This window comes from Nocardioides palaemonis, assembly GCF_018275325.1.
Lineage (GTDB): Bacteria > Actinomycetota > Actinomycetes > Propionibacteriales > Nocardioidaceae > Nocardioides > Nocardioides palaemonis.
The window spans coordinates 107,710-130,707 of sequence record NZ_JAGVQR010000004.1 but is presented as its reverse complement, the minus strand read 5'-3'; the positions used below and the strand labels follow the sequence as shown (position 1 = coordinate 130,707).

The following is a 22,998-nucleotide window of genomic DNA, read 5'->3' as shown; positions in this document are numbered from 1 at the left end:
TCGACCCCGGCGTGTCCCCGAGACGCCCGCCCGCCCGCGCACCGGGCAGGATGGGGTCATGGCCCACGACGCAGCCCCCGACAGGTACGACGACGCGACCGGCATGCACTACCGCCGCACCGGTCGCAGCGGGCTCAAGCTGCCCGCGCTGTCGCTCGGCCTCTGGCAGAACTTCGGCACCGACCGGCCCGAGGAGACCCAGCGCGCGATCCTGCGGCGCGCCTTCGACCGGGGCGTGACCCACTTCGACCTCGCCAACAACTACGGCCCGCCCTACGGTCGCGCCGAGGAGAACTTCGGGCGCTACCTCGCCGACGACTTCGCGCCCTACCGAGACGAGCTGGTGATCTCCACGAAGGCCGGCTACGACATGTGGCCCGGCCCGTACGGCCAGGGCGGGGGCTCGCGCAAGTACGTCCTCGCCTCGCTCGACCAGTCGCTGCGCCGGATGGGCCTCGACTACGTCGACATCTTCTACAGCCACCGCTTCGACGCCGAGACGCCCGTCGAGGAGACGATGATGGCGCTCGACACGGCGGTGCGGTCGGGGCGGGCGCTCTATGCGGGCATCTCGTCCTACTCGGCGGCGCGGACCCGCGAGGCCGCGACGATCGCCCGCGAGCTGGGCACGCCGCTGCTCATCCACCAGCCGTCGTACTCGATGCTCAACCGCTGGATCGAGGGGCCGGACGGTGACGGCCCCAGCCTGCTGGAGGAGCTCGACGCGCAGGGGATGGGCTGCATCGTCTTCACCGCGCTGGCGCAGGGGCTGCTCACCGACCGCTACCTCGAGGGCGTCCCCGCCGACTCGCGGGCGGCGCGGGAGGACTCGACCGTCGCCGGGCTGGACGAGGCGGTGCTCGACCGGGTGCGGGCACTCAACGCGGTCGCCGAGCAGCGCGGCCAGAAGCTGGCGCAGCTCGCCCTGCAGTGGGTGCTGCGCGACGAGCGGGTCACCAGCGCGGTGATCGGCGCCTCGAGCGTCGAGCAGCTCGACACCAACCTGGACGCGCTGTCGGGTCCACCGTTGACCGACGAGGAGCTCGCCGAGATCGACCGGCACGCGGTCGAGTCGGGCGTGAACCTCTGGGCGAAGCAGACCGAGGAGTGAGCGCGGCGGCCGACCCGACGCGGGTCGTCGTCGTGGGGGCCGACGCCGCGGGGATGTCGGCCGCCCACCAGGCCCTGCGCACCGCGCGGAGGACCGGTCGCGAGCTCGCGGTCACGGTGCTCGAGCGCGGGCACCACACGTCGTACTCCGCGTGCGGCATCCCCTACTGGATGGCCGGCGACGTCGACGACCCCGGCGACCTGGTGGCCCGCAGCGCCCACGAGCACCTCGCCAGCGGGCTCGACCTGCGGATGGGCACCGAGGTGGTCGCCGTCGACACCACGGAGCGCACGGTGACCACCGGTCACGGCGAGGTGGTGCCCTACGACGAGCTCGTCGTCGCGACCGGCGCGCCCGCGGTCGTGCCCGACTGGGCGCTGCGCGCCGACGGCAGGCCGTACGACGGCGTCGGGTCGGTGAAGACCCTCGACGACGGGGGCGCGTGGGTGCGTCGCTTCGAGGAGGCAGGTCCGGGTGCGCACGTCGTCGTGGTCGGGGCCGGCTACGTCGGCGTCGAGGTCGCCGAGGCCGCGCTGCGCCAGGGGCTCGGCGTCACGGTGCTGACCCGCACCCGCGGGATGGGGATGCTCGAGGACGAGATGTCCGACCGGGTCAACCAGGCGCTGGTGCGCGCGGACGTCGAGCTGGTGCTCGGCGCGGACGTCACCGGGCTCGACACCGACGGCGACCGGGTGACCGGAGTCCGCTGGGACGGCGGCACCCGCGCGGCCGACCTCGTCGTCGTGGCGATCGGCGTGAGCCCCGCGACCGACTTCCTGCGCGGCACCGACGTGCCGCTGACCGACGACGGGGCGCTGCGGCCCGACCCGCACGGGCGCGTGGCCGACCACGTCTGGGCCGCGGGGGACTGCTGCGAGGTCCGCCGCCGCATCGACGACGCGTGGGTCTTCCGGCCGCTCGGCACCCACGCCAACAAGCACGGCCGCGCGCTCGGCGACACCCTGGCCGGCGGGTCGCTCGCCTTCGAGGGGATGACCGACACGTCGATCACCCGCTTCGCCGCCGGCGGGCAGTACCTCGAGATCGCGCGCACCGGACTGTCGCTGGCGGACGCGGAGTCCGCCGGGCTCGACCCCGTCGTCCTGGTGACCGAGGGCTCGACCGCCAGCGGCTACATGCCCGAGGCCGACCCGGTCGCGATCTGGGTGATGGCCGACCGGGGCACGCGGCGCCTGCTCGGCGTGCAGCTGGTCGGCGGGCGCGGGGCGGGCAAGCGGGTGGACGCTGCGGCCGCGGTGCTCTGGCACGGCGGCACCGTCGACGACCTGGCGTGGATGGACCTGGCGTACGCACCGCCGTTCGCCACCGCCTGGGACGTGCTGCAGGTGGCTGCCCGGCGGGTGGCGGAGCGGTTGTGACGGCCCTTTCAGCGATCCCCGGCTGACCGAGGGCCCCTTCAGCGATCCCCGGTCAGCCGGGGATCGCTGAACTTGTCAGGCCGTGCACGCCCTGACAACTTCAGCGAGAGCCTGACAAGTCGGTGGCGGCGACGGCTGATCAGGCGCCGCCGACCGCCTTGCGCACCTCGTTGACGCAGAGCGCGACGAACGCCAGCGCGATCACCACCATCAGCAGGTTGGAGTGGAGCTTGTTGCGCCACTCGGCCGGGGTGCGGTCGGTGTTGAGCAGCCACAGCAGCGTGATCGCCAGGAACGGCATGAAGAACGCGCCGAGCACGCCGTAGGCGAGGATCAGCCAGACCGGCTTGCCGAGGAACATCATCACCATCGGCGGGAAGGTCAGCCACAGGATGTACGCGCGGTACCACTTCCCGCCGGCGCGGGCGTCCTCCGCGGGGCCGCCGCTGATGTTGGTCGCGAAGTCGGCGAACATCAGGCTCACGCCGTTCCAGACGCCGACCAGGGACGACATCGCAGCCGCCCAGAAGCCGAGCAGGAACAGCTTGCCCGCCCACGGGCCGTAGCGGTCCTGGAGCACCACGCCGAGGTCGAGCAGGCCGGCGTCGCCGCTCTCGATCGCCACGCTGGTGGAGTAGAGCAGCTCGGCGCCCACGACGAGGGTGGCCAGCACGAAGATCCCGGTGACGACGTAGGCGACCGTGTTGTCGATGCGCATGACCCGCATGTAGGTCGGCGTGCTCCAGCCCTTCTCGCGCAGCCAGTAGCCGTAGGCCGCGAGGGTGATGGTGCCGCCCACCCCACCGGCGAGCGCGAGGGTGTTGACGAGCCCGTTCTCGGGGATGCGCGGCGCCAGGCCGGTGAGCAGCTCGCCGAGGTTGGGCAGCGTCAGCAGCGCGGCGCCGACCATGGTCACGAACATGATGCCGACGAGCGCGGCCAGGACCTTCTCGAAGACCGAGTAGCGCCCGGTCCACACGAGCAGCAGCCCGAGGAGGCCCGACAGGATGCCCCACCACGTCGTGGAGAGCCCGCCGAGCAGGCCCTGGAGGGCCAGCCCGGTGCCGGCCATCGCGGCGGCGCCGTAGACGAAGCCCCAGACGACGATGTAGGGCGCGAAGTACCACGTCGTCCACGCGCCGAGCGAGCGCCAGCCCTCGAAGATGGTGCGCCCGGTGGCGAGCGAGTACCGGCCGGCACCCTCGACCAGCACGATCTTCATCACGCACCCGACGACCACGCACCACAGCAGCGTGTAGCCGAACTTCTGGCCCGCGATGAGGGTCGCGACGAGGTCCGCGGCGCCGACTCCGGTCGCCGCGACGACCAGGCCGGGCCCGATCACCCGCCATCGGGGGACGGTCGTCTGCTGGTCTCCTGTGGTGGTCGCCATGCCCTGCACCCTAACCGCGGTCTAGACCGGCGGTCTCGTGACACGACTCCGTCGTTCCTCGACCAGCGGTGGACGTACGCCCCCGGATAACCCCGCGACGCCGGGCGCGTGGGCTTGCGACACTTCTCCCGTGGGACACGTCGACGTCGCTGGAGTGCGCTACGAGCTGCCGGACGGGCGGGTGCTGCTCGACGACGTCAGCTTCCGCGTCGGTGACGGCCAGAAGGTCGCCCTGGTCGGTGCGAACGGCGCGGGCAAGACCACCCTGCTGCGGATCGTCACCGGCGACCTCACGCCGCACGCGGGCGTGGTCACCCGCTCCGGCGGGCTCGGCGTGATGCGCCAGTTCGTCGGCCACGGTGGCGGCGACGAGACCGTCCACGACCTGCTGCTCAGCGTGGCGCCGGCGCGCGTACGCACCGCGGCCGCGGCCGTCGACGCGGCCGAGCTCGCGCTGATGGACACCGACGACGAGAAGACCCAGATGGCCTACGCCGAGGCGCTGGGGGAGTACGCCGACGCCGGCGGCTACGACACCGAGGTGACGTGGGACGTCTGCACCACGTCGGCCATGGCGCTGCCCTTCGACCGCGCCCGCAACCGGCTGCTCAGCACGCTCTCGGGCGGCGAGCAGAAGCGGCTCGTGCTGGAGTACCTGCTGCGCGGCCCCGACCAGGTGCTGCTGCTCGACGAGCCGGACAACTACCTCGACGTGCCGGGCAAGATCTGGCTCGAGGACCGGATCCGCGAGTCGGCCAAGACGATCCTCTTCATCAGCCACGACCGTGAGCTGCTCGACAACACCGCGACCCGCATCGTCACCGTCGAGCTCGGCAGCGCGGGCAACCTGGTGTGGACCCACCCGGGAGGCTTCGCGAGCTACCACGAGGCGCGCAGCGACCGCTTCGAGCGGCTGGAGGAGATGCGTCGGCGCTGGGACGAGGAGCACGAGAAGATCAAGGCGCTGGTGCTCCGGCTCAAGATCAAGTCCGAGTACAACGACGGGATGTCCTCGCAGTACCGCGCGGCCCAGACGCGGCTGAAGAAGTTCGAGGACGCCGGCCCGCCGACCGAGCAACCGCGCGAGCAGCAGGTGAAGATGCGGCTCAAGGGCGGCCGGACCGGCAAGCGCGCGGTGGTGTGCACCGACCTCGAGCTGACCGGGCTGATGAAGCCGTTCGATCTCGAGGTCTGGTACGGCGAGCGGGTCGCCGTGCTCGGCTCCAACGGCTCGGGGAAGTCGCACTTCCTGCGGCTCCTCGCCGCAGGCGGCAGCGACCCCGACGTCGAGCACCAGCCCGTGGGGGAGCCGCCCGCGCCGGTGGTGCACTCGGGCAAGGCCAAGCTCGGCGCGCGCGTGCGGCCGGGGTGGTTCGTGCAGACCCACGAGCACCCCGAGCTGGTGGGACGCACGCTGCTGGAGATCCTGCACCGCGGGGACGACCACCGCGACGGCATGGGCCGCGAGGCCGCCAGCCGGGTGCTCGACCGCTACGAGCTCGCGCACGCCGGCGAGCAGCGCTTCGAGCTGCTCAGCGGCGGCCAGCAGGCCCGCTTCCAGATCCTGCTGCTCGAGCTGTCCGGGGCGACGCTGCTGCTGCTCGACGAGCCCACCGACAACCTCGACGTGCAGTCCGCCGAGGCGCTCGAGGCCGGGCTCGAGGCCTTCGAGGGCACCGTGCTCGCGGTGACCCACGACCGCTGGTTCGCCCGCGGCTTCGACCGGTTCCTCGTCTACGGCGCCGACGGTGAGGTCTACGAGTCCGACGGCCCGGTCTGGGACGAGGGGCGGGTGGCGCGCTCGCGATGAGCACCTCGCTGCCGGGCCTGGAGGTCCGCGAGCTCGACGTCCACGACGATGCTGCCTTCGACGCCTGGCACGCGGTCTACGCGGCTGCCGAGCGCCACGACCTGGGCGACTTCGCGACCGTGTGGCAGGTCGAGGAGCTGCGCGTCGCGATGCAGGCAACGGCGTCGCACAGCTGGTCCGGGGGATGGGCGGGCCACCTGGACGGTGAGGTCGTGGCGGCCGGCTGGATGCGGGTGCCGCTGCTCGACAACGTCGAGCTCGCCGAGGTGGCTGTCCACGTCCTGCCGCACGTCCGGCGGCGAGGCGTGGGCTCCGCGGTGATCGACGTGCTGGAGTCGGCGGCGGCCGACCGCGGTCGCCGGGTGCTCAACGGGCTCTGTGGCTGGGCGGCGTCGGCCGGCCCCTCGGGTGACGGTGCGTCTGGTCCGGCCTTCGCCCGGTCGCGAGGCTACGACCTCGCGCTCACCGAGGTGCAGCGCGAGCTGTGGCTCCCGGTCGACGACGCGCGGCTGCAGGAGCTGGCCGACGCGGCCGCGCCCGCGCACGCGGCGTACGCCCTCCGCTCGTGGGTGGGCCCGGTCCCGGACGACCTGCTCGAGGGGTGGGCCGAGCTGACCTCGAGCCTGGCCACCGAGGCGCCGACCGGCGACCTCGACCTGGAGCCCGAGGCCGTCAGCACCGAGGCGGTACGCGAGCGCGAGGCCACCCTCGCGGCGCAGGGGCGGACCAAGCTGAACACGGTCGCGGTCACGGACGCGGGTGAGGTGGTCGCCTACTCCGACCTCGCCACGACCGTCCACGAGCCCGGCCGCGCCTACCAGTGGGGCACGCTCGTCCACGCCGCGCACCGCGGTCACCGTCTCGGCATCGCGGTCAAGGTCGCGAACCTGCGGCTGCTGCAGCGCGAGCGACCCGACATCGTGCGCCTGACCACCTACAACGCGGAGGTCAACGCGCACATGGTCGCGGTCAACGAGGCGCTGGGCTTCCGGCCGGTCGCCTGGCTCGGGGACTTCCAGAAGCGCCTGCGCTGATCGCGCGTGCTGCAATGGCGCCATGACCCGACGCGGACTCTTCGTGGCCCCCTTCGACGCCCTCGCCGACCCGAGGGTGGTCGGCGACCTCGCCGAGGCGGCGGAGGCTGCGGGGTGGGACGGGTTCTTCCTGTGGGACCACCTGCAGTACGGCGAGCGGGTCGGGGCGATCGCCGACGTCTGGACCTGCTGCGCGGTGGTCGCGGACCGCACCGAGCGGATGCTGCTCGGCCCGATGGTGACGCCGCTGCCGCGCCGGCGGCCCCAGGTGCTGGCCCAGCAGGCGGCGAGCCTGGCCGTGCTGTCGCGTGGCCGCTTCGTGCTGGGCCTCGGCATCGGCGACGACTGGGTCGGCGAGCTCGGTGGCTACGGCGACGAGACCGACCCGAAGGTCCGCGGGCGGATGCTCGACGAAGGGCTGGCCGTCCTCGCCGGCCTCCTCGGCGACGGGGTGGTCGACCACGAGGGCGAGCACTACGTCGCGCGCGGCGTGCGCGGGCGGTCGGCGCCGGACGTCCCGGTGTGGCTGGCCGGCCGGTTCGGCAACCGCGCGCCGCTGCGCCGCGCCGCCCGGCACGACGGCTTCTTCGTGATCGGGCTGGGCGGTCCGGACGACCTGGACCGGGTCGCGTCCGACCTCGCGGCGTACGACCCCGCGCCGGGGTTCGACCTGGTGGTGGACCTGCAGCCCGACCAGGACCCGGCGCCCTGGCTGGACCGTGGTGCCTCGTGGGTGCTGACCCGGGTCGGCCCCTACGACCTCGACCTCGAGGCCGTACGACGGCTCGTCGACGCCGGGCCCTGACCAGCCAGAACTTCGCGCCGACTCGGCGCGCTGCGACGTGACATTGGCGCCGACTCGGCTCAGAACGCGCTGATCCCCGTCTCCGCACGCCCGACCAGCAGCTTCTGGATCTGCGAGGTGCCCTCGTAGAGCGTCATCACCCGGGCGTCGCGGAGGTACTTCGCGACGGGGAAGTCGTCGACGTAGCCGGCTCCGCCGTGGACCTGGACGGCGAGGTTGGCCGCCCGCACGGCCGCCTCCGAGGCGAACAGCTTCGCCTTCGAGGCCGCGGTGCCGTAGGGCTCGCCGCGGTCGACGAGGTCGGCGCACAGCCAGCACAGCAGGCGGGCGGCGTCGGCGTCGACCGACATGTCGGCGATCATGTCCTGCACCAGCTGGAACGACGCGATCGGGCGGCCGAACTGGGTGCGCTCGGTGGCGTAGGCGACGGAGGCCTCGAGGCAGCCCTGCACGATGCCGACGCAGCCCGACGCGACGGCCAGCCGGCCCTTGTCGAGGGTGCCCATCGCGATCTTGAAGCCCTGGCCGACCTCCCCGAGGCGTGCGGTGTCCGGCACGCGCACGCCGTCGAGGAAGAGCTCGGCGGTCGCCTGGCCGCGGAGCCCCAGCTTGCCCGTGATCTCGCGGGCGGTGAAGCCGGGGGCGTCGGTCGGCACGAGGAACGCCGTGACGCCGCGCGGTCCGTCGTCGCTGGTCCGGGCGAAGACCAGGGCGACGTCGGCCCAGGTGCCGTTGGTGATGAACAGCTTCTGGCCGTCGAGCACCCAGTCCGACCCGTCACGCGCGGCGCGCGAGGTGAGGTTGCCGGCGTCCGAGCCGGTGCCGGGCTCGGTGAGCCCGAAGCAGCCGAGCTTCGTCGCCGAGGCCAGCTGCGGGAGCCACTCCTGCTTCTGCTCGTCGGTGCCGTGGAAGAGGATCGACTTGCCGACCAAGCCGCTGCTGACCGACACGATGCCGCGCAGCGCGGAGTCGGCCCGGCCGAGCTCCTCCATGGCGAGGGAGTACGTCACGTAGTCGCCGCCGACGCCGCCGTGCTCCTCGGGGATGGTGAGCCCGAAGAACCCGAGCTCGGCCATCTTCGGCACGATCGAGAGGTCGACGGACTCGTCGTGGTCCCAGCGCATCCGGTGCGGGACGGCCTCGCGCTCGAGGAAGTCGCGGGCGAGCGCCCGGAAGGCCTGCTGCTCCTCGGTCAGCGAGAGGTCCATCAGACGGCCTCGACCATCTCGTGGTCGGCGACGCGGGCGGCGAGACGGCCGAGGTGGTGACCGCCGTTGCCCAGCCACTGGCCGAGCACCTCGACGTGGGCGGTGCCGACGCCCACGGCGTACTCGGCCGTCATCGCGATCCCGCCGTGCAGCTGGATGGCCTCCTGCCCGACGTGGCGGCCGGTGCGCGCGATCGTGAGGCCGACGCGGTCGGCGGCGTCGGCGACCACGGCGGGGTCGCCGCCGGCGATGGTCATCGTCGCCCAGTCGACCATGCTCTGCGCCATCTCCAGCGAGACGTACATGTCCGCGGCGCGGAAGGTGAGCGCCTGGAAGGTGTTGAGGGTGACGCCGAACTGCTTGCGGCTCCTCAGGTAGTCCGTGGTGGCGCGGACCTGCGACTGCATCACGCCGAGCGCCTGGTTGGCGCCCATGATCCGGGTGAGGTCGCTGATGGTGGCGATGCTCGCGGAGAGGTCGCGACCCGGCTCGCCCAGCGGGGTGGCGGCGCTCGCGTCGAACCGCACGGTGGCCGCGCGGGTCAGGTCGGCGGCGGCGTAGCCGGTGCACTCGACGGCGTCCGGCGACACCAGGAACAGCCCGGTGCCGCCGTCGGGCAGCGCGGCGGCCACGACCAGGACGTCGGCGCGGTCGCCCGCGACGACCGGGTTGGCGACGCCGGTGAGCGTCCACGCGCCCCCCTCGACGGCCGCGCGCACGCCCTCGTTGGCGGAGGACCACCGCGCGCCCGGCGAGGTGTCGGCGGCGGCGAGCACGATCTCGCCCGCGGCGAGCCGGCCGAGCAGGTCGGTCTTCTGCTCCGGGGTGCCGCAGGCGGCGACCAGGCCGCCGGCGTGCACGACGGAGGCGAGGTAGGGCTCGGGTGCGAGCACCCGGCCGAGCTCCTGGCACACGATGCCGATCTCGACCGGTCCCGCGCCGACACCGCCGTCGGCCTCGCTGAAGGGCAGCCCCAGCACCCCCATCTCGGCGAGCCGGCCCCACAGCGACTCGCTGAACCCGGGATCCTCGGCCACCGTGCGGCGCCGCGCGTCGTGGTCGGCGTACGTCGTGGCGAGCAGGCCGCGGACGGCCTCGCGCAGGGCCTGCTGCTCGTCGTCAGGTGTGAAGTCCATGTCAGTCCCCTCAGAGTCCCAGGATGGTGCGGCTGATGATCTGGCGCTGCACCTCGTTGGAGCCGCCGTAGATCGAGGCCTTGCGCAGGTTGAGGTAGGTCGGCGCCGCGCGGCGTGCCCAGTCCTCCTGCGGTGAGTCGTCGTCGGCGCGGGCCGCGAGCGAGGCGGGACCGGCGAGGTCGAGCGCGAGCTCGCTGACGGCCTGCTGCAGCTCCGAGCCGCGGAGCTTGAGGACCGACGAGGCCGGGTGGGGCGCGCCGTCGGAGGAGTGCGCCACGACCCGCAGCGCGGTGAGCTCGAGCGCGAGCAGGTCGTTCTCCAGCTCGGCGACACGGGCGCGGACGAGCGGGTCGTCCAGCTGGTCGCCGGCCTCCGACTTCAGCCGGGCGAGCGCCCGCTTGGTGGCGCCGACGGGTGCCACCCCGACCCGCTCGTTGCCGAGGAGGAACTTCGCGATCGTCCAGCCCTGGCCCGGCTCGCCGACCATCAGGTCGCCGGGGACCCGGACGTCGGAGAACCAGACCTCGTTGACCTCGTGACCGCCATCGATCAGCTCGATCGGCCGCACCTCGACGCCGGGCGTCGTCATGTCGATGAGCAGCATCGAGATGCCGGCCTGCTTCTTGACCTCGGGGTCGGTGCGCACGAGCGTGAAGATCCAGTCGCCGTACTGGCCGAGCGTGGTCCAGGTCTTCTGCCCGTTGACCACCCAGTCGTCGCCGTCGCGCACCGCGGAGGTGCGCAGGCTCGCCAGGTCGGATCCGGCGTCGGGCTCGGAGAAGCCCTGGGACCACCAGATGTCGAGGTTGGCGGTGGCCGGCAGGAACCGCTCCTTCTGCTCCTCGGTGCCGAACTGCGCGATCACCGGACCGATCATCGAGGCGTTGAAGGCCAGCGGCAGAGGGACGCCGGCGCGCTGCATCTCCTCGTGCCACAGGTGGCGCTGGAGGTCGGTCCAGTCCTGCCCGCCCCACTCGGTGGGCCAGTGCGGGACCGCGAGGCCCTCGGCGTTGAGGATGCGCTGGCTCTCCACGATCTGGTCGTGGCCCAGGTGGCGTCCGGCCAGGACGGTGTCCCGGATCTCCTGCGGCACCTTCGTGGTGAAGAACTCGCGCATCCGAGCGCGGAAGTCGGTGTCGGTGGCGCTCAACTCGAGCTGCATGTGGCTCCTTCCCAGTGGCGGGCCGTCTCCCGTGACGCACACAGGCCGGCCGCACCATCATGGCGCGGCCGGCCTGAGGCGGGCGACGGGTGGGCGTGTCGGGTCAGCTGGTGCTGGAGGTGGCGTCGCTGTCGAGCGTCACCGTCGCCTCCTGGGAGTCGCCGCCGCGGGTCCAGGTGATGCTCACCTTGTCGCCGGGGCGGTAGGAGCGGATCGTCGCGACGAGCGAGTCGGCGCCGGTGATCTTCTTCCCGTCCACCGACGTGATCACGTCGCCGGCCTGGATGCCCGCGTCGGCGGCGGTCGAGCCGGCCGTGACGTCGGAGATCTTCGCGCCGGACGCGTCGTCGCCGACCCGGATCCCGAGGCGGGCGTGGGTGGGCGTCTCGCCCTGCGCCATCTGGTCCACGATCGGCATCACCTCGTCGATCGGGATCGCGAAGCCCAGGCCGATCGAGCCGGACTGCTCGGAGGAGCCGAACGCCGACTGCGAGGCCGCGGTGCGGATGGAGGAGTTGATGCCGATCACGGCACCGGACATGTCGACCAGCGGGCCGCCGGAGTTGCCGGGGTTGATCGCCGCGTCGGTCTGGATCGCGGGGTACGTCGTGGAGTTGCCCTGGTCGTCGGAGCCGACGTTGACCGGGCGGTCGAGGGCGCTGACGATGCCGGAGGTGACGGTGGCGTCGAGCCCGAAGGGCGACCCGATCGCCACGACGCCCTCGCCGACCCCGAGGTTGGCGGACTTGCCGATGGTCGCCGGCGTGAGGTCCGAGACGCCGGACGCCTTGATGACGGCCGTGTCGGTCAGCGGGTCCGTGCCGAGGATCTCCGCGTCGGCGCTGGTGCCGTCGTTGAAGTCGACCTTGAGCGTCCCGCCGTTCTCGGCCAGCTCGACGACGTGGTTGTTGGTGAGGATGGTGCCGTCGGCGGTGAGGATGATGCCCGACCCCGACGCCTCGCCCTGCTGGCCGCTGACGTTGATCTTCACCACGCTCGGCAGCACCTTCTGCGCGACCGACTCGACCGACCCGTCGGCGGCCGGGGACCGGGTCTGGCTCGACACCGTCGAGGTGGAGACCGGGCTGGCGCTGGAGGAACCGGCCGGGTCGTCGTGGGTGGCGTCCCAGAACGCGGCACCGCCGATGCCGGCGCCACCACCGACGAGCAGCGAGGTCGCGACCACCGCGGCGGCCAGGCCGGCGCGACGTCGGCGTGGCGGGCGCTGCTGGGTGAGGGTGCCGCCCGGGGCGGGCCAGCCGGGGGAGTGCTGCCACCCGCCCGCGGGCTGCTGCTGCGGGGTGGGAACGGACTGGTCGGCCGGCTCACCGGCGCCGTTCTGGGGAGGGAATCCGTCGCTCATGCCTCCACCGTGCGCCGCCTCCCTGTGGAAGCCCTGAGAGCGCGCTGGGAAGGTGCGCAGACTCTCGGAGCCCGGCTTCGCTGCAAAATCTTGCAGGGATTGCAACCACTGCCACCTCGGCCCTAGTGTGACGGACGCCACGCTGACCGCTCACTCGGGAGTCCCTGTGCGTCGACCCACCCCCGCCCTCGTCGCTGCCCTCACGGCCCTCACCACCGGCTTCACCGTCGTCCCCGCGACGACGGCGCTCGCCGCCCGCGACGAGGGGACGCCGCCCGCGACCGTCACCCTCGCCGGCTCGCTCCAGGACGAGCTCGGGTGCGCCGCCGACTGGACGCCCGACTGTCCGGCCTCCGGGCTGTCGCTCCAGGGGGACGGGACGTGGGCGCTGGAGGCCGACCTGCCCGCGGGCACCTACTCCTACAAGGTCGCGATCGACGGCTCGTGGGAGGAGAACTACGGGGCCGGTGGCGCGGCCGGAGGCGCCGACATCCCCCTGGTGCTGCAGCACGACGCGCAGCTGCGGTTCAGCTACGACGACACCACCCACCGGATCGCCGTGGCTCCCGCCGCGGCGCCGGCGGCGCGCCCGACCGCGGCCGACCGCCGGCTGGCGACCACCTCGCTCCGCGCCCCGCTCACGCGGGAGAACTTCTACTTCGTGATGGCCGACAGGTTCGCCAACGGCGACACCTCCAACGACACGGGCGGCCTCACCGGCGACCGGATGGCCACCGGCCTCGACCCGTCCGACAAGGGCTTCTTCCACGGCGGCGACGTCAAGGGCCTCTCCGACCGGCTCGACTACATCGCCGGCCTCGGCACCACGGCCATCTGGCTGACGCCGAGCTTCGAGAACCGGCCGGTGCAGGGCACGGGCGCCGACGCCAGCGCCGGCTACCACGGCTACTGGGTCACCGACTTCACCCGCATCGACCCGCACTTCGGCACGAACGCCGAGCTGAAGGCGTTCATCGACAAGGCCCACGCCCGCGGGATCAAGGTCTTCTTCGACATCATCACCAACCACACCGCCGACGTCATCGACTACCAGGAGCAGCAGTACGGCTACGTCGGCAAGGACGCCGAGCCCTACCGTGACGCGTCGGGCCAGCCGTTCGACGACCGCGACTACGCCGGCGGCGACACCTTCCCCGCGCTCGACGCCGCCACGTCCTTCCCCTACACGCCGGTCTTCCGCGACGACGCCGACCGGACGGTCAAGGTGCCGGCGTGGCTCAACGACCCGACGAACTACCACAACCGCGGCGACTCGACGTTCGCCGGCGAGTCCTCGACCTACGGCGACTTCGTCGGCCTCGACGACCTGTTCACCGAGAAGCCCGAGGTCGTCGACGGGATGACCGACGTCTACCAGACCTGGGTGGACTTCGGCATCGACGGCTTCCGCATCGACACCGTCAAGCACGTCAACATGGAGTTCTGGCAGCAGTTCGCCCCGGCGATCCGCCAGCACGCCGCCGACATCGGCAACACGGACTTCTTCGCGTTCGGCGAGGTCTACGACGCCGACCCCGCCTACCTCTCGCGCTTCAGCACCGAGGGCCGCCTCGACGCCACGCTCGACTTCGGCTTCCAGGCCGCCGGCACCGGCTTCGCGAAGGGCGCCGCCACGACCCGGCTGCGTGACTTCTACGCCGGTGACGACTGGTACACCGACACCGACTCCAACGCCTACGCGTCGCCGACGTTCCTCGGCAACCACGACATGGGCCGGATCGGCACCTTCCTGCAGGGCACCGACGCCGTGCTCGAGCGCGACGAGCTCGCCCACGCGCTGATGTACCTGACGCGCGGCCAGCCGGTCGTCTACTACGGCGACGAGCAGGGTTTCGTCGGGGACGGCGGTGACAAGGACGCCCGCGAGGACATGTTCCCCAGCCAGGTGGCGTCCTACAACGACAACGACCTGATCGGCACCGACGCCACGACCGCGGACGCCAACTACGACACCTCCCACCCGCTCTACCGCACGATCCGCGACCTCGCCCGGCTGCGGAGGACCTACCCCGCGCTGGCCGACGGAGCACAGCTGCACCGGTACGCCTCCAACGACGCGGGCATCTACGCCTTCAGCCGGATCGACGCGGGGGAGAAGCGCGAGCTCCTCGTCGCGCTGAACAACGCGACGACCGCGAAGACCGTCACGGTCGGCACCGAGATGCAGCGGGCGTCGTTCTCGCAGGTGTGGCCCGCCGGTCGCGGCCGGCTGCGCACCGACGCGGAGGGCCGCACCGAGATCACCGTGCCGCCGCTGTCCGCGGTCGTGTGGCGCGCCGACCGCCGGCTCGCCCCGCGCAAGGACGCGCCCGCGATCCACCTCGAGAAGCCGTCGGCCGGCGGCGTCGTCGGCGGGCGTTCGCCGATCACCGTGGGCGTGCCCGACGGCGGCTTCAACCAGGTCACGGTCGCGTGGCGGCCCGTCGGCGCGACCGACTGGACCGCGCTCGGCACGGACGACAACGCGCCCTACCGGGTCTTCCACGACGTCTCGTCGCTGGCCATGGGCACGCTCCTCGAGTACCGCGCGGTCCTGCGCGACTCCAGCGGCAACCTGTCGGTGGCGTCGTCCTACGCCACCGTCGGCGACCCCGAGGAGGAGCCGACCCCCGGCGGAGGAGGTGACGGCGGCCCGGTCACCCAGCCGTCGGCCGTCTCCGTGCCGGGCAGCCTCAACAGCGAGATGGGCTGCCCTGGCGACTGGCAGCCCGACTGCGCCCAGGCGCAGATGTCCCTCGACGCCGACGACCTGGTCTGGAAGCGCACCGTCGACCTGCCTGCCGGCGGCTACGAGTACAAGGCCGCGATCGACGGCTCGTGGGAGGAGAACTACGGGGCGGGGGGCGTGCCGGGCGGTGCGAACATCCCGCTCGACGTCGCCGCCCCCGGTCCGGTGACCTTCTACTACGACCACGCCACGCACTGGATCACCAGCGACGCCCAGGACCCGATCGTCACGCTCGCCGGCAGCTTCCAGTCCGAGCTGGGCTGCCCGGCCGACTGGTCCCCGGACTGCATGCGCGGCTGGCTCCAGGACCCGGACGGCGACGGCACCTACACCGCGTCGTTGACGCTGCCCGCCGGGAGCTACGAGACCAAGGTCGCCCACGGGCTGTCCTGGACGGAGAACTACGGCCAGGACGGGGCGCGCGACGGCGCCAACATCGGCTTCGACGTCCCCGCGGGAGGCGTGCAGGTGGTATTCACCTACGACGTGGGCACCCACCGGTTGACGATCTCCTCGCGCCAGGGCGGCGCGTCCCCGGACCTGACGAAGGCGAAGGCCCAGTGGGTGCGTCGCGGGATCATCGCCTGGGACGTGCCGGACGCCGCCTCCCGCCGCTACCGCCTGCACTTCTCGCGCGCCGGTGACCTCGCGGTCGACGCCGAGGCCGTCACTGGTGGCTCGTCGGTCCCGTTGACCCTCGACCCCGCCGGGCTGCCGGCCGACGTGCTGGCGGACTTCCCGCAGCTCGAGGGCTACGAGGCGTTCCGCCTCGACCGGAGCGCGCAGCGGCGGGTCCCCGAGATCCTCACCGGCCAGCTCGCGGTCGCGTCGTACGACCCGGGCGGCGCGCTGCGCGACGCGACCGGCGTCCAGGTGCCCGGCGTCCTCGACGACGTCTACGCCGACGCCGCGCGCGCCGACCTCGGCGTGACGTGGCGCGGCGCTCGCCCGACCCTCGTGGTGTGGGCGCCGACGGCGCAGTCGGTGTCGGCCCGGGTGGCCGGTCGGACGGTGCCGATGCGGCGCCGCGACGACGGCACCTGGCAGGTCACCGGCCCCGCCTCGTGGCGCGGTGCGGCCTACACCTACGACGTCACGGTGTTCGCCCCGGCGGCAGGCGCGGTGGTCACCAACCGTGTCACCGACCCGTACTCCGTCGCGCTGACGGCGAACTCGCAGGCCTCGCTCGTCGTCGACCTCGACGACCCGCGCCTGGCTCCGTCCGGCTGGTCGCGCGACCGCGCGCCGGTCGTCGCGCAGCCCGAGGACCGCAACGTCTACGAGCTGCACGTCCGCGACTTCTCCATCGGCGACGAGACGGTGCCGGCCGCGGAGCGCGGGACCTACGCCGCCTTCACCCGACGTGACTCCGCCGGCATGCGGCACCTGCGGAGGCTCGCTGCCGCCGGGCTCAACACGGTCCACCTGCTGCCGGCCTTCGACATCGCGACGATCGAGGAGCGGCGCGCCGACCAGGCGACGCCCGACTGCGACCTGCGCGCGCTGCCCGCCGACTCGCCGCAGCAGCAGGAGTGCGTCGGCGCGGTCGCGGGCAGGGACGGCTTCAACTGGGGCTACGACCCGCTGCACTACACCGCGCCCGAGGGCTCCTACAGCACCGACCCGGACGGCACCCGCCGCACGGTGGAGTTCCGCCAGATGGTCCAGGGGCTGCACGGCGCCGGGCTCCAGGTCGTGATGGACGTCGTCTACAACCACACGGCCGCCTCCGGGCAGGACCCGAAGTCGGTGCTCGACCGGGTCGTCCCGGGCTACTACCACCGTCTCTCCGCCACCGGTGCGGTCGAGAACAGCACCTGCTGCTCGAACACCGCGACCGAGCACCGGATGATGGAGAAGCTGATGATCGACTCCGTGCTCACCTGGGCGCGGGAGTACAAGGTCGACGGCTTCCGGTTCGACCTGATGGGCCACCACTCGCTCGCGAACATGACCCGGCTGCGCGCCGCGCTCGACCGGCTCACCGTGCGGCGCGACGGCGTCGACGGGAAGGGCATCTACCTCTACGGCGAGGGCTGGAACTTCGGCGAGGTCGCCGACGACGCCCGCTTCGTGCAGGCCACCCAGGCCAACCTCGCCGGGACCGGTATCGGCTCCTTCAGCGACCGGCTGCGCGACGCCGTGCGCGGCGGCGGTCCGTTCGACGAGGACCCGCGGGTGCAGGGCTTCGGCTCGGGGCTCTACACCGACCCCAACGGCGCTGCGGCCAACGGCACCCCCGACGAGCAACTCACGGCGCTGCGGCACGACGAGGACCTGGTCCGCCTCGGCATGGCCGGCAACCTCGCCGACTTCCGCTTCCGCAGCTCGACGGGCGAGGACGTGGTCGGCTCGGAGGTCGACTACAACGGACAGCCCGCCGGCTACGCCGCCGACCCGTCGGAGACGGTGACCTACGTCGACGCCCACGACAACGAGACGCTCTACGACTCGCTCGCCCTCAAGCTGCCCGCGGGCACCTCGATGGCCGACCGGGTGCGGATGAACACCGTCTCGCTCTCGACCGTCGCGCTCTCGCAGGGCGTGGTGTTCTGGCACGCCGGCACCGACCTGCTGCGCAGCAAGAGCCTCGACCGCAACTCCTACGACTCGGGCGACTGGTTCAACCGGGTCGACTGGCAGCGTCGCGACAACACGTTCGGGTCGGGGCTGCCGCCGAAGGCGGACAACGAGGCCAAGTGGCCCTTCATGGCGCCCCTGCTGGCCGACCCTGCGCTGAAGCCCGGGCCGGCGGCGATGGACGCGGCGCACGCGGCCGCCCAGGACCTGCTGCGGATCCGTACGTCGTCGCGGCTGTTCCGGCTCGGCTCGCTAGAGGCGATCCAGGCGAAGGTGTCGTTCCTCGACACCGACCCCGGGGTCGTCGCGATGCTCGTCGACGACACCCGCGGCACCGACGCGGACCCGGGTCGCGACGGCGTGCTCGTGGTGGTGAACGCCTCGCCCGAGACGACCACGGTCGCCGGCACCGGATCCGGCTGGCACCTCCACCGGGTCCAGGCGTCGGGTGCCGACCCGGTCGTCAAGGGCAGCACCGTCGCGGCCGACGCGGTGACGGTGCCGGGACGGACCACGGCCGTCTTCGAGCGCTGACCCCAAGGATTTCCCAACAGCCCCCTCCCACGATGGGCCGATCTGGCCCAGGGAGGGGACGACATGAGGATCCAGCGAGCAGGGACACGGCGGACGCCCCGGCGGCGCAGGCTCGGAATCGCGCTGGTGGGGCTGCTCGCGCTGCTGACCGCCCAGCTCGGACTGGTGCCCACCGCGGGTGCGGCGACGGTCGGGGTGGGGCCGGTCGACCCGGCGACGGGCTTCCCGACCTGGATCACGGCCGGCAGCGACCGGCTCGACCTCTGCCTCGACGGCCCGAACTGCCTCGGCGCCCGCGCCACGCTCGTGGCCCCGGACGGCGAGGCATTCTGGTTCCAGGCGGGCGCCACCCTGACCGGCGCGGTGGACGGGATCGTGGAGATGGCCACCGAGGCCGCCTTCGCCGCCGACGGCCCGGGCCAGGAGATCGGCTTCAACCGGATCCGGATCCGGCTGACGGTGCCCGCGGCAGGCCGCTACCGCGTCGACTACCCCTACGGCTCGAAGACCTACACCGTCACGCCGGACGCCAAGGGGGAGCTCCGGATCAACGACACCCAGGACGTCGGCTGCCTCACGCCTGCGTGCGGTGACTTCGCCGGGCTGGCCGACTCCGGCGACGGAGGCGTCGGCGACGCCTTCCTGCGCTGGGACCCCGCCGTCGCGCCCGCGGCGCCGGCCGGTTTCCTCGGCGACGCGGTCACCGCGCACCGCGTCGTCGGCAGCCCGCTGGGCCGCAACCACGTCTCGGTCGTCCAGCTGACCGACGAGCCCGACGGCACCGTGGTCGAGACGGAGGTGGCGCGCACCGACCTCTTCTCCGTCCAGGGCAAGATCGCCCGGCCGCGCGTGCTGGCGTCCCCCGTCGCGGGCTCGTACGCCGCCGGGTTCGACGCCACGCTCACCGGGACCGAGCCGGGCGGGGAGATCTGGTACACCACCGACGGCTCGCAGCCCGCCACGGCGACCGGCACGATGGGCGCGACCGCGTCGGTCCTCGCCGGCCCGCTGCCCGTGACCGCCGACGTCACGATCCGGGCGGTCAACGCCGTCGCCGGGCTCGCGGTGACCGACCCGGTCACCGGGGCGCCCGCCGCGGCCACCGAGATCGCCTACGTCGTCGACACCGGCGCCCCGAGCCTGAGCGCGACGCCGTCGAGCGGCACGTACGCCTCGGCGCAGCTGGTGACGCTCACCGCCACCGACGCCAAGGCAGCCTCGCCGCGCATCTTCTACACCATCGCGAACGTGCCCCCGGGCGGGGCCGACCCGGCCGACCCGACCGACGCGAGCACCCGCTACACCGGCCGCATCCCGGTCAACGGCAACCTCGACGAGGCGACCACCGTCGTCAAGGCGATCGCCTACGACGACGCCGGCAACCCCTCGCCGGTGGTGCGGCGCGAGTACACGATCGACGCCCCCGACGTGAAGGCCAGCCCGCACGGCGGCTCGTTCGGCGCGGCCGTCGACGTCGAGCTGACCGCCACCGACCCCGCCGCCCGGATCTTCTACTCCCTCGACGGCGTGGACCCCGAGATCGTGCAGGACCCGGTGACCATGGAGGTGACCGGCGTCGTGCACGGCGTGGAGTACATCAACGACCCGATCCACCTGACCGACCTCACGACCCTGAAGTTCCTGGCCGCGAGCACGGCCGGGCAGTCCACGGTGATGACCGAGACCTACAACATCGACATCCCGGCCAACCGCCACGGCGGCAACCTCCGCGACGTCGGTCCGGTGGACGGCGCCAACGGCTACCCGTTCTGGTTCGGTGACGACGGCACCTCCAGCGGCTCCGGCCCGGGCCAGCCCCCGGTCCGCCTCGAGCTGTGCCTGCAGGACCCGCTGTGCCCCGTGGTCGGCGACCTGCCCGACCCGAGCCGGCCGCTGTCGTTCCCGGACAACTTCCCCGACGAGAGCTTCTGGTGGTCCGGCGAGGCCGCGATGGACCTGCCCGGTGGTGGCACGGCGCTGCTCGTGCTCGCCCAGGAGGCGGCCTTCGCCGCGGACGTCGTGCCGGGTGGGCAGATCGCCTTCGCTCGCCTGCGGATCCGCCTCGACGACGTCACGCCCGGCGCCGACTACACGATCACCACGCCCTACGGCGTCGACGTGGTCCGGGCCGACGACCGAGGGCGGGCCCGGATGACCGAGGACGTCGGGTGCCTGACCACGCCGTGCACCAGCTTCGACGCGGCGCTCGACGGTCGCGTCGGACCCTTCCTCCGGTGGGACCCCGCCGTCGCGCCCGCCGCGCCGGAGGGCTACGTCGGCAACCCGCTCGTCGAGCACCAGGTCGTCGGCAGCCCGCGCGGCACGAACTACTTCCGGGTCGAGGGCCCGGGGGTGGGCACCGCCGAGACCGACATGTTCACCGTCCAGGGCAGGATCGCGCAGCTGCGCGCCACCGCCTCGCCCGGCGGCGGCCTCTACGCCGCCGCTCAGGACGTCCACCTCACGTCGTCCTTCCCGGGCGAGGCCACGGTCGTCTGGACGACCGACGGCAGCGCCCCGCAGGTCGACTCCGACGGCGACCCGCTCCCCGGCACGCAGGAGTCCGACGTCGCCCACGTCGGTGCGGGCCTGACGACCCTGAAGTACATGGCCGTCGACCTCGACGACCCGTCGGTCACCTCGGAGGTCTACACCGAGGACTACCGGGTCGAGGGCGCGCTGCCGACGGTGTCGGCCACCCCCGACCCGACCGGGACGACGTTCGAGGGCGCGCAGCAGGTGACCCTCAGCAGCTCGGTGCCCGACATCTTCTACACGACCGACAACACCACCCCGGCCGTCGACGGCACGGGAGCGCCGGCCGGTTCCACCCGGGCCTACACGGGACCGATCACGGTGGGCCGCCCGACCACGGTCCGTGCCCTCGCGGTGAGCGGTCTCGGGACCCCCGGACCGGTGGCGGTGTTTGCCTACGACATCAAGAACCTGCGTGCCGTGGGTCCGGTGTCCGCCGCGAACGGCTACCCGGCGTGGTACCAGGACCTCGGGTCCGCGACGCTCCAGCCGGCCAAGCTCGAGCTGTGCCTCGACGACCCGTTGTGCCCGATCGTCGGGGACCTGCCCGACCCGGCCGCGCCCCTGGCCTTCCCGGGCAACTTCCCCGACGAGTCGTTCTGGTGGGCCGGTGACGCCACCTTCACCGCCGGTGCCACGCGCGCCCGGCTCGTCCTCGGTGCCGAGGCGGCGTTCGGCGGCGGGGTGCCCAAGGCCAACGACCAGATCGCCTTCGCACGGATCCGTGTGCGGGCCGACAACCTGGTGCCCGGGGCGACCTACCGGGTCACCCACCCGTACGGCGTCGTCGACCTCGTGGCCGACAGCGCGGGCTCGATCTTCATGACCGACGACACCGGGTGCCTCAGCGCACCGTGCGACTTCGGGCAGATGCTGCGGGGCCCGGTCGGACCGTTCCTGCGGTGGGACGCCGGCGCTCCCGCAGGCTACGTCGGCGACGGCGCCACGCCCCACGCGGTCGTCGGCAGCCCCTACGGCACCAACGTGTTCCGGATGGAGCGGACCACGACCGGCGCCGGCGTCCCGCTGGCCGCACCCGTGCCGCTGGGTCAGACCGACCAGTTCGTGGTCCAGGGCAAGCTCGCCGAGCTGCGAGTCACCGCGACGCCGAAGGGCGGCACCTACACCAGCGCCCGGCAGGTGACGCTGTCGGCCAACGAGCCGTCGGCCGACATCCGCTACACCACCGACGGGACCGACCCGACCGCGACCAGCACGCTCTACACCGGCCCGGTGACCATCGGTGCCGAGGGGACGACCCAGCTCAGGTTCCGGGCCTTCGGCGCCGACGGCAGCACGTCGGCGATCGCCAGCGAGACGTACCTGATCGACACCGTCGCACCGACGGTGTCCGCGACCCCGGCGGGCGGCACGTTCTCGGCGGCGCAGCAGGTGACGCTCAGCACCGACGACCCCACGGCCCAGGTCCGCTACACGACCAACGGGTCGACGCCCACCGCCACGAGCACCCTCTACACGGGTCCCGTGACGGTCGGCCAGACCCTCACCCTGAGGGCCGTCGCCATCGACCCGGCGGGCAACGTCAGCCCGGTGCGGTCGTGGGCCTTCACCATCGGCCTCGCGGCGTCGAGCACCACCCTGGGCACGCCGACGCCGGCGACGACCACCATCGGGCAGTCCACGGCGCTCTCGGGCAGGGTGACCAGCGGCGGCACCGGGATCGCCGGCGCCACGGTGGCCCTCCAGTCCCAGGCCGTCGGCAGCACGACCTGGCAGGCGACCGGGCTGAGCGCGGTCACCGACGCGACCGGAAGGTACGCCTTCGCCGCCGTCTCGCCCACGGCGACCACCCGTTACCGGGCCGTCTTCGCCGGCGGGACCACGGCACAGGGGTCGACCAGCGCGGCGCAGACGGTCGGGGTGCGCGCGGTCGTGGCGATCAACGCGATGCCGTCGGTCGGCAGGGGTCGCACCATGACCGTCTCGGGCACCCTCAGCCCGGCGCACCAGGGCAGTCGGATCACGATCACCTTCACCCTGGCCGGTCAGAAGTCGCCCAAGGCGGTCACCGCGACCGTCGCGGCCAACGGGACGTGGTCGGTGGCCACGAAGGCTCCCGGGACCGCCGGCACCTGGACGGTCACCGCCAGCTGGGGCGGGGACGCCGACCACCTCGCCGCGACCGGGACGAGGACGGTGGTCGTCACCCGCTGAGCACCACCCGCACCGACGACGAAC

Annotated in this window: 12 protein-coding genes; 7 read left to right on the top strand and 5 right to left on the bottom strand. The window is 73.0% G+C overall.

All coding sequences use genetic code 11. The features are described 5' to 3' along the window. The first annotated feature begins 58 nt into the window (after window positions 1-58). Together mgrA and KDN32_RS16265 are read left to right on the top strand one after the other, a co-directional pair. The gene (gene mgrA / locus KDN32_RS16270) at window positions 59-1,111 is read left to right on the top strand and encodes an L-glyceraldehyde 3-phosphate reductase (RefSeq protein WP_211733329.1); all 1,053 of its coding nucleotides are present in this window, start codon (window positions 59-61) and stop codon (window positions 1,109-1,111) included. Beyond that, the gene (locus KDN32_RS16265; protein WP_211733328.1) at window positions 1,108-2,490 is read left to right on the top strand and encodes an FAD-dependent oxidoreductase; all 1,383 of its coding nucleotides are present in this window, start codon (window positions 1,108-1,110) and stop codon (window positions 2,488-2,490) included. The genes mgrA and KDN32_RS16265 overlap by 4 nt, the downstream gene beginning before the upstream one ends. Before the next feature lie 139 nt (window positions 2,491-2,629). Here KDN32_RS16265 and KDN32_RS16260 read toward each other — a convergent pair whose 3' ends face one another. Then, the gene (locus KDN32_RS16260) at window positions 2,630-3,883 is read right to left on the bottom strand and encodes an Nramp family divalent metal transporter (RefSeq protein WP_211733327.1); all 1,254 of its coding nucleotides are present in this window, start codon (window positions 3,881-3,883) and stop codon (window positions 2,630-2,632) included. Between the two features lie 130 nt (window positions 3,884-4,013). On the opposite strand from KDN32_RS16260, the gene KDN32_RS16255 reads away from it, so the two are divergent. From KDN32_RS16255 to KDN32_RS16245, 3 genes are read left to right on the top strand one after another with little or no spacing between them, the layout of a single operon-like run. After that, window positions 4,014-5,693 (top strand): ABC-F family ATP-binding cassette domain-containing protein, encoded by a 1,680-nt coding sequence (locus KDN32_RS16255; protein ID WP_211733326.1) that lies wholly within the window; start codon window positions 4,014-4,016, stop codon window positions 5,691-5,693. After that, window positions 5,690-6,727 carry a GNAT family N-acetyltransferase gene (locus tag KDN32_RS16250; RefSeq protein WP_211733325.1) on the top strand — a complete coding sequence of 346 codons (1,038 nt, stop codon included), beginning with the start codon at window positions 5,690-5,692 and terminating at the stop codon, window positions 6,725-6,727. The genes KDN32_RS16255 and KDN32_RS16250 overlap by 4 nt, the downstream gene beginning before the upstream one ends. A gap of 22 nt (window positions 6,728-6,749) precedes the next feature. Further along, complete coding sequence (locus KDN32_RS16245; protein WP_211733324.1) at window positions 6,750-7,532, top strand: LLM class flavin-dependent oxidoreductase; 783 nt, start codon at window positions 6,750-6,752, stop codon at window positions 7,530-7,532. Window positions 7,533-7,591: 59 nt separating this feature from the next. On the opposite strand, the gene KDN32_RS16240 is transcribed toward KDN32_RS16245, so the two are convergent. The 4 genes from KDN32_RS16240 to KDN32_RS16225 all read right to left on the bottom strand — a co-directional run bounded on the left by KDN32_RS16240 (window position 7,592) and on the right by KDN32_RS16225 (window position 12,401). After that, the gene (locus tag KDN32_RS16240; protein ID WP_211733323.1) at window positions 7,592-8,740 is read right to left on the bottom strand and encodes an acyl-CoA dehydrogenase family protein; all 1,149 of its coding nucleotides are present in this window, start codon (window positions 8,738-8,740) and stop codon (window positions 7,592-7,594) included. Then, window positions 8,740-9,876: an acyl-CoA dehydrogenase family protein gene (locus tag KDN32_RS16235; RefSeq protein ID WP_211733322.1), complete on the bottom strand. Its 1,137-nt coding sequence runs from the start codon at window positions 9,874-9,876 to the stop codon at window positions 8,740-8,742. The genes KDN32_RS16240 and KDN32_RS16235 overlap by 1 nt, the downstream gene beginning before the upstream one ends. A 10-nt stretch (window positions 9,877-9,886) precedes the next feature. Then, window positions 9,887-11,038: an acyl-CoA dehydrogenase family protein gene (locus KDN32_RS16230; protein ID WP_211733321.1), complete on the bottom strand. Its 1,152-nt coding sequence runs from the start codon at window positions 11,036-11,038 to the stop codon at window positions 9,887-9,889. Between the two features lie 103 nt (window positions 11,039-11,141). Further along, complete coding sequence (locus KDN32_RS16225) at window positions 11,142-12,401, bottom strand: S1C family serine protease (RefSeq protein WP_211733320.1); 1,260 nt, start codon at window positions 12,399-12,401, stop codon at window positions 11,142-11,144. Between the two features lie 166 nt (window positions 12,402-12,567). On the opposite strand from KDN32_RS16225, the gene pulA reads away from it, so the two are divergent. Beyond that, a complete protein-coding gene (pulA, locus tag KDN32_RS16220; protein ID WP_211733319.1) occupies window positions 12,568-18,264 on the top strand; it encodes a pullulanase-type alpha-1,6-glucosidase in 5,697 nt (1,898 codons plus the stop codon). Between the two features lie 63 nt (window positions 18,265-18,327). Next, window positions 18,328-22,974, top strand: a complete 4,647-nt coding sequence (locus KDN32_RS16215) for a chitobiase/beta-hexosaminidase C-terminal domain-containing protein (protein ID WP_211733318.1) — start codon at window positions 18,328-18,330, stop codon at window positions 22,972-22,974. Window positions 22,975-22,998: the final 24 nt, after the last annotated feature.